The sequence below is a fragment of the Gordonia cholesterolivorans genome (assembly GCF_039531975.1).
Lineage (GTDB): Bacteria > Actinomycetota > Actinomycetes > Mycobacteriales > Mycobacteriaceae > Gordonia > Gordonia sihwensis.
Window position 1 is genome coordinate 99,952 of the sequence record NZ_BAAARB010000006.1, and the last position, 13,299, is coordinate 113,250.

At 69.5% G+C, this 13,299-nt stretch carries 12 protein-coding genes and 1 riboswitch; of the genes, 7 read left to right on the forward strand and 5 right to left on the reverse strand.

Annotation, left to right across the window (positions count from 1 at the left end; all coding sequences use genetic code 11):
• Positions 1 to 2: 2 nt before the first annotated feature.
• Positions 3 to 908 carry a neutral zinc metallopeptidase gene (locus ABFX36_RS07830; RefSeq protein WP_346075779.1) on the reverse strand — a complete coding sequence of 302 codons (906 nt, stop codon included), beginning with the start codon at positions 906 to 908 and terminating at the stop codon, positions 3 to 5.
• A 189-nt stretch (positions 909 to 1,097) separates the two neighbouring features.
• Between ABFX36_RS07830 and ABFX36_RS07835 the strand changes: the two genes are divergently transcribed.
• The 5 genes from ABFX36_RS07835 (at position 1,098) to ABFX36_RS07855 (ending at position 6,368) form a co-directional block, all read left to right on the forward strand.
• A complete protein-coding gene (locus ABFX36_RS07835; protein WP_346075781.1) occupies positions 1,098 to 1,991 on the forward strand; it encodes a sulfurtransferase in 894 nt (297 codons plus the stop codon).
• Positions 1,992 to 2,008: 17 nt separating this feature from the next.
• A complete protein-coding gene (locus ABFX36_RS07840) occupies positions 2,009 to 2,434 on the forward strand; it encodes a SufE family protein (protein WP_006896483.1) in 426 nt (141 codons plus the stop codon).
• A 16-nt stretch (positions 2,435 to 2,450) separates the two neighbouring features.
• Positions 2,451 to 3,854: a condensation domain-containing protein gene (locus tag ABFX36_RS07845; RefSeq protein ID WP_006896484.1), complete on the forward strand. Its 1,404-nt coding sequence runs from the start codon at positions 2,451 to 2,453 to the stop codon at positions 3,852 to 3,854.
• A gap of 214 nt (positions 3,855 to 4,068) precedes the next feature.
• Entirely contained in the window at positions 4,069 to 5,880 is a 1,812-nt protein-coding gene (locus ABFX36_RS07850; RefSeq protein ID WP_222111024.1) for an acetyl/propionyl/methylcrotonyl-CoA carboxylase subunit alpha, read from the forward strand.
• A gap of 131 nt (positions 5,881 to 6,011) precedes the next feature.
• Positions 6,012 to 6,368 carry a hypothetical protein gene (locus tag ABFX36_RS07855; protein WP_006896486.1) on the forward strand — a complete coding sequence of 119 codons (357 nt, stop codon included), beginning with the start codon at positions 6,012 to 6,014 and terminating at the stop codon, positions 6,366 to 6,368.
• Between the two features lie 44 nt (positions 6,369 to 6,412).
• Here the strand turns inward: ABFX36_RS07855 and ABFX36_RS07860 are convergent, their stop codons facing one another.
• The gene (locus tag ABFX36_RS07860) at positions 6,413 to 6,862 is read right to left on the reverse strand and encodes a hypothetical protein (protein WP_231650343.1); all 450 of its coding nucleotides are present in this window, start codon (positions 6,860 to 6,862) and stop codon (positions 6,413 to 6,415) included.
• A 231-nt stretch (positions 6,863 to 7,093) separates the two neighbouring features.
• A riboswitch (cobalamin riboswitch) is annotated at positions 7,094 to 7,327 on the forward strand.
• Between the two features lie 109 nt (positions 7,328 to 7,436).
• On the opposite strand from ABFX36_RS07860, the gene metE reads away from it, so the two are divergent.
• Together metE and ABFX36_RS07870 are read left to right on the forward strand one after the other, a co-directional pair.
• On the forward strand, positions 7,437 to 9,788 hold the full coding sequence (gene metE, locus ABFX36_RS07865; RefSeq protein ID WP_346075785.1) for a 5-methyltetrahydropteroyltriglutamate--homocysteine S-methyltransferase: 2,352 nt from the start codon (positions 7,437 to 7,439) through the stop codon (positions 9,786 to 9,788).
• 144 nt (positions 9,789 to 9,932) lie between these two features.
• The gene (locus ABFX36_RS07870) at positions 9,933 to 11,585 is read left to right on the forward strand and encodes an FMN-binding glutamate synthase family protein (protein WP_346075787.1); all 1,653 of its coding nucleotides are present in this window, start codon (positions 9,933 to 9,935) and stop codon (positions 11,583 to 11,585) included.
• A 17-nt stretch (positions 11,586 to 11,602) separates the two neighbouring features.
• On the opposite strand, the gene ABFX36_RS07875 is transcribed toward ABFX36_RS07870, so the two are convergent.
• From ABFX36_RS07875 to ABFX36_RS07885, 3 genes are all read right to left on the reverse strand, one after another.
• Positions 11,603 to 12,208, reverse strand: a complete 606-nt coding sequence (locus ABFX36_RS07875; RefSeq protein ID WP_278126774.1) for an NUDIX hydrolase — start codon at positions 12,206 to 12,208, stop codon at positions 11,603 to 11,605.
• A 37-nt stretch (positions 12,209 to 12,245) separates the two neighbouring features.
• The gene (locus ABFX36_RS07880) at positions 12,246 to 12,587 is read right to left on the reverse strand and encodes a biotin/lipoyl-containing protein (RefSeq protein WP_346075789.1); all 342 of its coding nucleotides are present in this window, start codon (positions 12,585 to 12,587) and stop codon (positions 12,246 to 12,248) included.
• Positions 12,588 to 12,667: 80 nt separating this feature from the next.
• Entirely contained in the window at positions 12,668 to 13,273 is a 606-nt protein-coding gene (locus ABFX36_RS07885) for an NUDIX hydrolase (RefSeq protein WP_346075791.1), read from the reverse strand.
• Positions 13,274 to 13,299 lie beyond the last annotated feature (26 nt).

Sequence of the window (13,299 nt, forward strand, 5' to 3'; positions counted from 1 at the left end):
CCTCACTGCCGGAGTACGGCGGGCCAGTACGCCTTGAGGCAGTCGCCGGGCTGTCCCTGCCGTCTGAGGTTGTCGGTGAATCCGCGCCAGAGGGCCCGCGCCCGCGCTACGGAGGTTCCGTGGCCCTGCCCGGGCGCGGCGTCGCCGACACTGACGATCAGCGCTGCGGCCTGCAGCATCGACGTGAATGACAGGTCTTTGCGCTCGAAGACGGTGGCCGCCCAGTTGCCCGCGAAACAGTCGGCGATCAACTCGCGGTCGTCTCCGGGCGGCCCGGCCGCGTCGCCCATGCCGTACGCCTTCGCGAGGCGGTACACGACGTTGTGGCCGTATTCGTGGGCCATGATGGTGGCCGCGGTGAAGTCACCGAGCATGATGCCGGACGAGCCCATGAGCTTGCCGTTCCAGATGTCGGCGAAGGTCTGCACGGGCAGGATCACCGACCCCTGCCTGTCGGTGCCGCCGCCGTCCGGCCGGCGGTCGAGCGGGCAGAAGAAGGCGTTCGGGAAATCGCTCGGGATTCCGTCGGGCAGTTCACCCGAGTCCAGGCACGCGCTGTGGAAGGCATCGCCCGGGGCGATCAGCACCCGGCCCGCCGTCGACCCCTCGATCGCCAACTGGGCGAACCAGTCCTGCCACACCGAGTCCAAGTCGTCGAGCACCGCCGACATGTACGCCGGGACCGCGGTCGACTGATTCGTCTCGTCGACCCCGGAGGCCGCCAGCCGCTCAGCCGAGACGGCGGCCAGTTCCGGACACCGAGCGGCCGAACAGTGCGCGGGTGGCGTGGGCGCCGCGCGATGCGCCGTTCCGTCCACCCCGCATGCGCTCATCGTCAGCGCGGCCACGACCGCCAGGGCCGTACCCACCACTGTCCGGAGCCCGCGCCCCGATCCCCTTCTCGGCATGACGGGAACGCTAACACCGTCGCCCCCGGCGACGTGCCCGACGTCATTCGGACGATTGCGCAGGCCGGACCGCGGATCGGAACGAACTTGAGACCGGTCCGGCGAAACGCCTCGGCGCGGTCGTCCGTATGCTTGTATCCGCGGCCGGTTCCGGTCGCCTCCGACATCAGCAGAGGCGGGAGACCCTCAGTGACTGTGGAATTCGATCCGAATCCGGCTTTCTCCGCATACGCACATCCGGAGCGCTTGGTGACGACCGAGTGGTTGTCCGCGCACCTCGGCGCGCCCGGATTGAAGATCATCGAGTCGGACGAGGACGTGCTCCTCTACGACATCGGCCACATTCCCACCGCCCAGAAGGTGGACTGGCACCTTCACCTCAACGATCCGGTCACCCGCGACTACATCAACGGCGAGCAGTTCGCGAAGCTGATGAGCGAGAAGGGGATCTCCCGCGACGACACGGTCGTGATCTACGGAGACAAGAGCAACTGGTGGGCCGCGTACGCCCTCTGGGTCTTCACGCTCTTCGGCCATGAGGACGTCCGGCTCCTCGACGGCGGCCGCGACGCGTGGATGGACGAACAGCGCGAGACCTCCTTCGACGTCCCGGTCTACCGCCCGACCGACTATCCGGTCGTGGAGCGCGACGACTCCAAGATCCGCGCCTTCGCCGAGGACGTGCTGTCCGAGATCGGTTCGACTCCGCTGATCGACGTGCGCTCGCCGCAGGAGTACACGGGCGAACGCACGCACATGCCCGATTACCCGCAGGAGGGTGCGCTGCGCGGCGGTCACATCCCCGCCGCCGTCTCGATCCCGTGGGCCAAGGCCGCCGCCCCCGACAGCCGGTTCCGCAGCCGGGCCGAATTGGAAGACGTGTACGCCGGTCTCGACCCGGCCACCCCGACCATCGCGTACTGCCGGATCGGCGAGCGGTCGAGCCACACCTGGTTCGTGCTGACCCATCTTCTCGGCTTCGAGAACGTCCGCAACTACGACGGCTCCTGGACCGAATGGGGCAACCGCGTCCGGGTTCCGATCGCCGTCGGCGACGAGCCGGGCACGGGCGTCGCCGACTGACGCCGGAAAACAGTTCCATGACGCTGCCCGCCCCTCTCGCCGAGATCGTCTCGGATTTCGCCGATCTGGCGGATTCGGACAAGGTCACTCTGCTGCTCGAGTTCTCCCGCGAGCTCCCCGAGCTGCCCGAGTCGCTGAAGCCCGAGTCGATGGAGCCGGTTCCCGAGTGCCAGTCGCCGATCTTCCTCTCCGTGGACGCCTCGGACGCCGAGGCCGTGCGCCTGTACTTCAGCGCTCCGCCCGAGGCACCCACCACCCGGGGTTTCGCCTCCATCCTGCACGAGGGGCTCGACGGCGCCAGTGCTTCGGAGATCACCGCGGTGCCCGACGACTTCTTCCACGAGCTGGGTCTGTCGTCGGTGATCAGTCCGCTGCGTCTCAACGGGATGGCGGGCATGCTGACGCGGATCAAGCGTCAGGTGCGCGAGCAGACCTCCCGCTGAACGCCGTCGCAGCGCAATGGACTTTCTGCAGATCCTCGACGCCCCGATTCAGCCCGGCGGCCTGGTCGAGTGGATTCCGGCTGTGCCGGGCGGTCTGGGCAGCTGGAGCCGAGACGTACGCGAGACCTCGCACAACCACGAGGAGCATCTGCGGTCGGCGTTCGAGTACCGGGCGCTGACGCATCGCGAGGGCGGCCGCGAATCGTGGCTCGGGCTCGCGATCGAGTTCGACGAACCGATGTCGGTGCCCTCGGTCCGCTCCGCGCTGGTGGCGTACATCAATCGCCACGAGGTGCTGCGGACGCACGTGGTGCTCAAGGCCGACCGCGACGCCCGCTACCGCACGGAGCGCTACACCACCGAGCCCGACACCGTCCGGGTCAAGATGGCACGCATCGGCTGGTACACCGAGACGCCGCTGCTCCTCGAGCAGATCGCGGGATCGTTCGACCGCGCGACCGCCCCTCTGCACTGGCCGGCGTACCGGTTCGCGACCGTGGCGCGACCGGACAGTTTCACCCTGTTCTTCGCCGCCGACCACTCGCTGGTGGACGGCTACTCCCTGGTCAATGCGCATCACGAGTTGTCGGAGCTGTACCGGGCGGCCCGCGAGGGTCGTCCACCGGCTCTCGAGCCCACGGGCAGCTACCTCGACTTCAGCGACGCCCAGCGCCGCGCCGCCGACGTCGCCGACCCCGAGCACCGCGCAGTGCGCACATGGGCCGAGTTCGTCGCCCGGTTCGGCGGCCGACTGCCACCGAACCCCCTGCTGACCCCCGGTCGGGCGGGGCCCGCCGAGGAGGGCACCGGGCCGGTCCAGCTCGCGCGCACCCGGTTGCTCCTCGACGACGCCGGCGCGACGCGCTTCGAGGCCTTCTGCGCCGCCTCGGGCGCGTCCCCGGTGGGCGGGATCCTGGGAGCGATGGCGGTGGCCTTCCGCGAGACCAGCGGCGCCGACGACTTCGCCGTGATCATGCCCCGGCATACGCGGACCGACCGCTCGTGGCTGCACTCGCTGGGCTGGTTCGTCGGTCTGGCGCCCCTGGTGATCGACGTCTCCGACGATCCCACGCCCGCCGAGGCGTCGCGGCGGAGCACCGCGGAACTGAGCGCTTCGCGGCACGGAAGCGAGCTTCCGTTCCTTCGTGTGGCGGATCTCATCGGCGTCACCGGCTCGCCGCATACGGTGGTCTCGTACATGGACACGCGCGGGGCACCGCGTGCCCAGGCCGCCGACGACGGTGCCGCACGGGTCCTGCGCAGCCATTCTTATGCCGACGACGAGGTCTACGTGTGGGTCAACCGGACGCCCGGCGGCCTGCGGATGCACGCTCGCTATCCCGCCGAAACCGCAGGTGATGTTCCCGTCTTCCTCGACCGTTTCGCGGACCTACTCGCGCGTACAGCCGAAGCCGGGTAGACAATTTTCTTGACCTGCGTGAGATGCGTCGTACCGAGCAATTGATCGGTGCGTTAATCTGAGTCGCGGAAATCACGTTGCCCGTCTGATGCGAGCCACGTGTAGGACGCCACGAGCGGGAGAATCCCGCGCGAGACGCAGCCCGTCGACCCCGGATGGTGAGAGCCGTCCCCGACAACGGCACCGCCTGACCGGTGGTGCCACAGGAGTGCCAGTGACCAGTTCCGCTGAGATCAGTCAGACGACCATCAAGAAGGTCCTCATCGCCAACCGCGGTGAGATCGCCGTTCGCGTGATTCGCGCCGCGAAGGACGCAGGCATCGCCAGTGTCGCCGTGTACGCCGAACCGGACGCCGACGCACTGTTCGTGCAGCTGGCGGACGAGGCGTTCGCACTCGGCGGCCAGACGTCGGCCGAGTCGTACCTGGTGTTCGACAAGGTCCTCGACGCCGCCGCCAAGTCCGGCGCTGACGCAGTCCACCCCGGATACGGCTTCCTCTCGGAGAATGCGGACTTCGCACAGGCCGTGATCGACGCCGGTCTCACCTGGATCGGCCCGCCCCCGTCGGCCATCCGTGACCTCGGCGACAAGGTGACCGCACGCCACATCGCCGAGCGCGCGAAGGCGCCGATGGCCGCCGGCACCAAGGATCCCGTCGCCGGCGCCGACGAGGTGGTCGAGTTCGCCAAGCAGTACGGCGTCCCGGTCGCGATCAAGGCCGCCTTCGGCGGCGGCGGCCGCGGCATGAAGGTCGCGCACACCGTCGAGGAGATCCCCGAGCTGTTCGAGTCGGCCACCCGCGAGGCCGTCGCGGCATTCGGTCGCGGCGAGTGCTTCGTGGAGCAGTACCTCGACAAGGCGCGACACGTCGAGGCCCAGGTCATCGCCGACCAGCACGGCAACGTCGTCGTCGCCGGAACCCGTGACTGCTCGCTGCAGCGCCGGTTCCAGAAGCTGGTGGAGGAGGCCCCCGCTCCCTTCCTGACCGACGAGCAGCGGGCGCGCATCCACTCCTCCGCGAAGGCCATCTGCCGCGAGGCCGGCTACTACGGCGCGGGCACCGTGGAGTACCTGGTCCAGGGTGACACCGTCTCGTTCCTCGAGGTCAACACCCGACTCCAGGTGGAGCACCCGGTCACCGAGGAGACCTCGGGCATCGATCTGGTGCGCCAGCAGTTCCGCATCGCCGAGGGCAAGCCCCTGGAGATCACCGAGGATCCGACCCCGCGTGGTCACTCCTTCGAGTTCCGGATCAACGGTGAGGACGCCGGGCGAGGCTTCCTGCCCGCGCCCGGCCCGATCACCGTCTACCGCGAGCCCTCCGGCCCCGGCGTCCGCGTCGACTCCGGCGTCCGCCAGGGCGACGTCATCGGCGGTCAGTTCGACTCGATGCTGGCCAAGCTGATCGTCACCGGCGAGAACCGGACCCAGGCACTCGAGCGCGCCCGCCGCGCACTGGCCGAGTTCGAGGTCGACGGCCTCGCCACCGTGATCCCGTTCCACCGCCACATCGTGTCGAACCCCGCCTTCATCGGCAGCACCGACGAGAACGGCGTCGAGGGCTTCGAGGTCTACACCAAGTGGATCGAGACCGATTGGGACAACCCGATCAAGCCCTTCACCGGCGGTGAGCCGCTCGACGACGAGGACGACACCCAGCGCCAGAAGGTCATCGTCGAGGTCGACGGCCGCCGCGTCGAGGTCTCGCTGCCCGGCGATCTCAACCTGGGCGGCGGTGGCGGCACCAACGGCGCCATCCGCCGCAAGCCGAAGTCGCGCACGCGCAAGAAGGGCGGCGGCGCCGCTGCCTCCGGCGACGCCGTGACCGCGCCGATGCAGGGCACCGTCGTCAAGGTGGCCGTCGGTGAGGGCGACGAGGTCGCCGAGGGCGACCTGGTCGTGGTCCTGGAGGCCATGAAGATGGAGAACCCGGTCACTGCGCACAAGGCCGGCACCATCACCAGCCTGTCCGCCGAGGCCGGTGCCGCGGTCACCCAGGGCACGGTGCTGCTCGAGATCAAGTAGAACCGGATACACCTCCGGCTGTGCCGTTCCGCCTGACCGATGTGGAGTCAGGAGGAACGGCACAGCCCGTTTTCGGAGCCGTGCACGCGCCCGGATCCGGCCGATTCGTGAGCGAACGAGAAGGACCCGTCATGGAAGCTGTCGAGATCAACGCCGGTGCGTGGTATCTTCGCGCCCTGCGGCACGACGAGCGGTTGTCCGATGTGCCCGCGCTCGAGCTCCTCGGCGTCGGCGATCCGGTCGAGTACATCCGAGCCGCCGACGCCGCGTGGGCCGACGAGTCGCGTCTCACGTGGGCGGTGTGCGTCCCCACCACCGGAGAACTCGCGGCGCTGATCGGCGTCGACGCCGCCGGGTCGGTGGCCGGCCTCGCCCGCGACGGCTACGACGCCGCGCTCGCGGCCGCGGTCGATCCCGCCACCCGTTGCGCGAGCGCACTGCTCGACGTCGAAGCGGCGGCTCTGCGCTCCGGACTGCCGGGCCGCTGACCCGGACGCCGCGCATCCAGGTCGCCGCGCATTCAGGCCGGCGCTCAGAGGGGCGAGTCGGCGGGGTTCCCGAGATCGGTGCAGTCGACCAGCACCATGTCGTCGCGGTGCGCGACGAGATACCGCACGGCAGGCAGTCCCGCCCCCAGCTCCGCGATGGCCTCGCGAACGCGTTCGGCTCCCAGGTAGAAGGGTTGGGCGGGACGGCCGCCGAACGCCGCGCGGCACAGACTCGTCGGGCAGTCGGCGGCGGCCTCGATGACGCGTGCGACGGCGATCGAACCGGCATCCGGGCTGTCGAGGGTCTGGATCACCGCCCCCGCCAGACTCGGATGCTGATCGACGAACTTCAGCGCCGCACTCGAGCAGGCGTCGAGACTGTCGTACCACTCGGGGAGATAGAGCGTCGTCGACGAGGTGTCGGGCGCCGGAACCACGCGGGCGCCGAGCGCCACATAGATGTCCTTGCAGCCGCCGGCGCCCAGACTTGACACGCAGGCCATCAGTCGCTGTTCTGTCGGAACATCGCCGTCACCTGCGGGATTCCGCTCGTCTCCACGGGCTACGAGGATGATCCCAGCGACCGGATGAGCCGGTCCGCCGGAGTTAAAATCACCGCCGGATCCCATGCTGCCCAATGGTACCCGGTCCTTTACCATCGATAACTGCAACTGGTTCGCCCGGCCGGGATCACTATGGAGCCCCTGCTTCCCGCCGGGCGTCGACGCGAGTTCGCTGCCGACGGCAGCGACCGCCCGCGAAGAGGGAATCCGGTGAGACTCCGGAGCTGACCCGCAGCGGTATGTCGGAACGACCGCCGTCACACGCACTGGGACCGCCCCGCCCGAGCCACGGCTCACCGGCGGCGGCGCCTGGGAAGCGACGGCCAGTAGAAGCGGGCTCCATTCCTGGCCCGCGCGCCGACGAGCCCGAAGACCTGCCGGATGTATCGAGCGCATCCGCGCCCGGTGGCTGTCCGCCTCGAGGAAACGGGCGACTGACGAACTGCGGTTCGCAGCGCCCGGTATGGCGACGGCTCGAACTACTCATGCAGGAGAAGAACACGTCATGTCCGATGACACGACTATCACCACCGACACCAGAACCACCGACTCGGCGGGCTTCACGGCCACCGTCCCCGGCGTCGCCCGGATCGGCGCCAACCGGGAGCTCAAGCGCGCGGTCGAAGCCTATTGGGCGGGCCGGATCGACGCCGCCGCACTCACCCGGGTCGCAACGGGCATCCGCCGCGACAGCTGGAGCAGACTGATCGACGCCGGTTTCGACTCGGTGCCCGTCAACACGTTCTCGTACTACGACCAGGTGCTCGACACCGCTGTGATGCTCGGCGCGCTGCCACCGCGAGTGGCGGCGATCGACGATCCGCTGGACCGCTACTTCGCCGCCGCCCGCGGCACCGCCGGCGGCCCGGGCCCCGACATCGCACCGCTGGAGATGACCAAGTGGTTCGACACCAACTACCACTATCTGGTTCCGGAGATCGGTCCGGACACCGAGTTCACCCTCGACCCGGGCACAGTCCTCGATGAGATCGCTCAGGCGCAGGCTCAGGGCGTGCCCGCCCGTCCCGTGGTGATCGGACCGATCACCTTCCTCGCGCTCGCCAAGGCGGTCGACGGCGGCCCGACACCGCTGACCCGCATCGACGATCTCCTGCCGCTCTACACCGAGCTCCTCGGCCGCCTGGCCCAGACCGGTGTCGACTGGGTCCAGATCGACGAACCCACGCTGGTGACCGATCAGGCCGACGGTCTCACCGACCTGGCCGAACGCGTCTACGGTGTGCTGTCGGCTGTCCGGACGCGCCCGCGGATCCTGGTGCAGACGTACTTCGGCGATGCGGGCGACCGTCTCGCGGCACTGGCGCGGACCGAGGTGGAGGGCGTCGGAGTGGACCTGGTGACCGGCTCTCCGAACACCGTCCGCACGGCCGATCTGACCGGAAAACTGGTAGTCGCCGGCGTGGTGGACGGCCGCAACGTCTGGCGCACCGACCTCGACGCGGCGCTGGCCGCGCTCGAGTCGCTGCGCGCGCACGCCGGTGCCCTCGCGGTCTCGACCTCGTGTTCCACACTGCACGTCCCGTACACCGTGCGCGGCGAGTTCGAACTCGACCCGGTGCTGCACGGATGGCTGGCCTTCGCCGAAGAGAAGTTCGGCGAGGTGGCCGCGCTCGCTCGGGCCCTGGCGCACGGCCGGGACGACCAGGCGTGCCGGTTCGAGGCGGCGCGCGCGGCACTGGCGTCCCGGGCAGCGGACCCGCGCGTACACGTCGCCGCGGTCCGCGAACGCCTCGCCGGGCTCACTCCGGCCGACTGGACCCGCTCGCCCGCGCCCGACCGCCGTGAGGCGCAGGACGCCGCGCTCGGCCTGCCCGTCCTGCCGACCACGACCATCGGCTCGTACCCGCAGACGGTCGAGATCCGCAAGGCGCGCCTCGCGCTGCGGAATGGAACCATCGACTCGGCGGCCTACCGGTCCCGGATGGAGCAGGAAGTCGCCGCGGTGATCGCCCTGCAGGAGCAGGTGGGTCTGGACGTCCTCGTCCACGGGGAACCCGAGCGGAACGACATGGTCCAGTACTTCGCCGAACAACTCGACGGCTTCTTCGCGACGGCCGCCGGCTGGGTCCAATCGTACGGGTCACGCTGCGTCCGGCCGCCGATCCTCTTCGGCGACGTCCGGCGGTCGTCGCCGATGACGGTCGGCTGGATCACCTACGCGCAGTCCCTGACCGAGAAGCCGGTCAAGGGCATGCTCACCGGCCCGGTGACGATCCTCGCGTGGTCGTTCGTCCGCGACGACCAGCCGCTCGCCGAGACCGCGCGTCAGGTGGCTCTCGCGATCCGGGACGAGACCACCGATCTCGAGCGCGCGGGGGTACCGATCATCCAGGTCGACGAACCGGCACTGCGCGAACTGCTGCCGCTGCGGACCGCCGACCGCGCGGCGTACCTCGACTGGGCGGTGACCGCCTTCCGTATCGCCACCGGCGGGGTCGGCGACGCCACCGCGATCCACACGCATCTGTGCTACTCGGAGTTCGGCGAGGTGATCGGTGCGATCGCCGCGCTCGACGCGGACGTCACTTCCATCGAGGCGGCGCGCTCCCATATGGAGGTCCTCGACGACCTCGACGCGGCAGGCTTCGCCGCCCAGGTGGGTCCGGGCGTCTACGACATCCATTCGCCGCGCGTGCCGGCCGCCGATGAGGTGGCCGCGTCGCTGCGTGAAGCGCTCGACGCGGTGCGCGCCGACCGGCTGTGGGTCAATCCCGACTGCGGGCTCAAGACCCGCCGCACCGACGAGGTCACCGCCGCGCTGCGGAACATGGTCGACGCCGCCCGCCGGGTCCGCGAGGAGATCGCCGCCGATCGGGCCACGGTGCCCGCCACCTGATCGCGACCGGATCCATCGGACACCGCTCACCGGTGACCGATGGATCCGGTGCGCCCGTCCTGCCTCCGGTACCGCCGCGTCCGAACTACAGTGGGAGCCGCCCGATTCCCCGACCGGCGGTGCCCGCGACAAGAGGTGGAGACGATGCTCAGATGGTTGGCTGTTGCCGCGACGTGGGTTCTCGCCGCGGTGTCCTCGACGCTCGTCCTGGTCTCCCCGTGGTGGCTATTCGTCACCGGCGTCCTCGCCTTCATCGCCCTGGTCGGCACGTACGACCTGGTGCAGGCCCGCCACAGCATTCTGCGGAACTATCCGGTGCTCGGGCATTTCCGCTTCCTCATGGAGAGCATCCGGCCGGAGATCCAGCAGTACTTCATCGAACGCGACACCGACGGGACCCCGTTCGACCGGGAGACGCGCACCACGATCTACGAACGCGCCAAGGACGTCAAGGACGTCGACCCGTTCGGCACCCAGCGCGATCCGACGGTGATCGGATACGAGTACGTGCGGCACTCGATCGTCGCGCACTCCGCCACCGACGAGACCCCCACCGTGCGGATCGGCGGGCCGGCGTGCACTCAGCCGTACGACATGGCGATGTACAACGTGTCCGCGATGAGCTTCGGCGCGCTGTCGGCGAATGCGATCCTGGCACTCAACGGCGGTGCCGCCAAAGGCGGCTTCGCACACGACACCGGTGAGGGCGGGCTCAGCTCCTACCATCTGCGGCCCGGGGGCGATCTGATCTGGGAGATCGGCACGGGTTATTTCGGCTGCCGCACCCCCGACGGGCACTTCGATCCCGAGCAGTTCCGTGACAAGGCATCGAACCCGCAGGTCAAGTGCATTTCGATCAAGCTGTCCCAGGGGGCCAAACCCGGTCTCGGCGGAGTGATGCCCGGCCCCAAGGTGACGGCCGAGATCGCGCAGATGCGGGGTGTCCCCGCCGGGCGGTCCGTCGTCTCACCGCCCTCGCACAATGCTTTCCACACCCCCGTCGGGCTGTGCGAGTTCATCGGCCGTCTGCGCGACCTGTCGGGCGGCAAGCCGGTCGGCTTCAAACTGTGCGTCGGTTCGCGCAGTGAGCTCCTCGGCATCTGCAAGGCCATCTGCCAGACCGGGATCGCACCCGATTTCATCATCGTCGACGGGGCCGAGGGCGGCACCGGGGCCGCGCCGGTGGAATTCGAGGACAACGTGGGGACCCCGCTGACCGAAGGCCTGATGACGGTGCACAACGCGCTGGTCGGCACCGGTCTGCGCGACCATATCCGGATCGGCGCGTCGGGCAAGATCACCAACGGCATCGACATCGTCAAGCGCGTGATCCAGGGCGCCGATTTCACCCTCGCGGCGAGGGCGATGATGATGGCCGTCGGATGCATTCAGGCGCAGCAGTGCCACACCAACAAGTGCCCGGTCGGCGTCGCCACCCAGGATCCGAAGCGAGCCCGCGCACTCGACGTGTCCGATAAGACCGAACGGGTCTACAACCTGCAGCGCCACGTCGTCGACAACGCCAAGCAGTTCGTCGCGTCGATGGGGCTGACGAGCTTCGACGATCTCCACCCGTCGATGCTGATGCGGACGGTGGGGCCGAACAGATCGAAGTCGTACGCGGAGATCTACGAGTGGCTCGCGCCGGGCGAACTGCTGACCCGCCCGCCGGAGTCGTGGCGCGAGGACTGGGAGTACGCGAGTGCGGAGTCCTTCGTCCTCACGAGTGCGCACGAACCCGATCCGTCACACCGGCCGCCGAGCCACGGCAGCACCCAGCATCCGCTCGCGGTGTAGGCCCGCTCGCGGCGCTCTCAGCGCCAGGCGAACACCGGCTGTTCGAGATCGTGAACGCGGGTGTCCCGGCCCGCCAGCACCACCTCGGCGAACTGATACACGACCGCGGCCGTCGGCGCGTGGATCCGGGCGCCGGCGATGTTCAGCGCGACCAGGGTGCGCGGCGACTCCGGTATCCGGCTGAACACCGCCGGCCTGCGCAATTCGTCGAAGGACACGAAGAAGAGCTTGTCCACCTCGGCCGGACTCGGATGGACGGGCGGGTCGTCGTCCACCCAGCACACCACCGGTGTCATCAGATAGCCCGACCGCGTCTCGTAGTCGTCGAGAAGGCCGAGCACCGTCTCCTCACCGAGCTCGATCCCGATCTCCTCGTGCAGTTCGCGCAACGCGGCCCGGGTCGGCGTCTCGCCGGGATCGAGGCGTCCGCCCGGGAGCGCGAACTGATTGGAGTGGTTGCGCAGGGACGACGGCCGCCGGGCGATCCAGATCCCGTACTCCCCGCCGTGACGGACGACGGTGATGGCGACCGCCGAGTGCCGGAGCCTGCCCGCCGGGTCGTCGATGGTCCGGCGGGCCCAGCTCCCGATCCGCTCCCGTGCCAGTTGCCGCGTGATCTCCATGCCTTCATCTCTACCCGGTGCGGCGTCCCGAGGGCGGCTAACCGATCACCACGAGCAGGTCGCCGGGCGCCACCTCGGCGACCGCGTCGACGGCGACCCGCTCGACCACCCCACCGACGGGCGCGGTGATGGAGGCCTCCATCTTCATCGCCTCGATCGTCGCCACGGTCGATCCCGCGGTCACGCTCTCGCCCTCGGCCACGGTGACGGTGACGACGCCGGCGAAAGGCGCACCGATCTGGCGCGGATCACTGCGGTCGGCGCGTTCGGCGACAGCTGCCGACGGCTCCACCGACCGGTCCTGGGCCGGCACCGGCCGCAGTGTCCCGTTCACCGTGAACAACACGGTGCGGAGTCCTTCGTCCTCACGAGTGCGCACGAACCCGATCCGTCACACCGGCCGCCGAGCCACGGCAGCACCCAGCATCCGCTCGCGGTGTAGGCCCGCTCGCGGCGCTCTCAGCGCCAGGCGAACACCGGCTGTTCGAGATCGTGAACGCGGGTGTCCCGGCCCGCCAGCACCACCTCGGCGAACTGATACACGACCGCGGCCGTCGGCGCGTGGATCCGGGCGCCGGCGATGTTCAGCGCGACCAGGGTGCGCGGCGACTCCGGTATCCGGCTGAACACCGCCGGCCTGCGCAATTCGTCGAAGGACACGAAGAAGAGCTTGTCCACCTCGGCCGGACTCGGATGGACGGGCGGGTCGTCGTCCACCCAGCACACCACCGGTGTCATCAGATAGCCCGACCGCGTCTCGTAGTCGTCGAGAAGGCCGAGCACCGTCTCCTCACCGAGCTCGATCCCGATCTCCTCGTGCAGTTCGCGCAACGCGGCCCGGGTCGGCGTCTCGCCGGGATCGAGGCGTCCGCCCGGGAGCGCGAACTGATTGGAGTGGTTGCGCAGGGACGACGGCCGCCGGGCGATCCAGATCCCGTACTCCCCGCCGTGACGGACGACGGTGATGGCGACCGCCGAGTGCCCGAGCCTGCCCGCCGGGTCGTCGATGGTCCGGCGGGCCCAGCTCCCGATCCGCTCCCGTGCCAGTTGCCGCGTGATCTCCATGCCGTCATCTCTACCCGGTGCGGCGT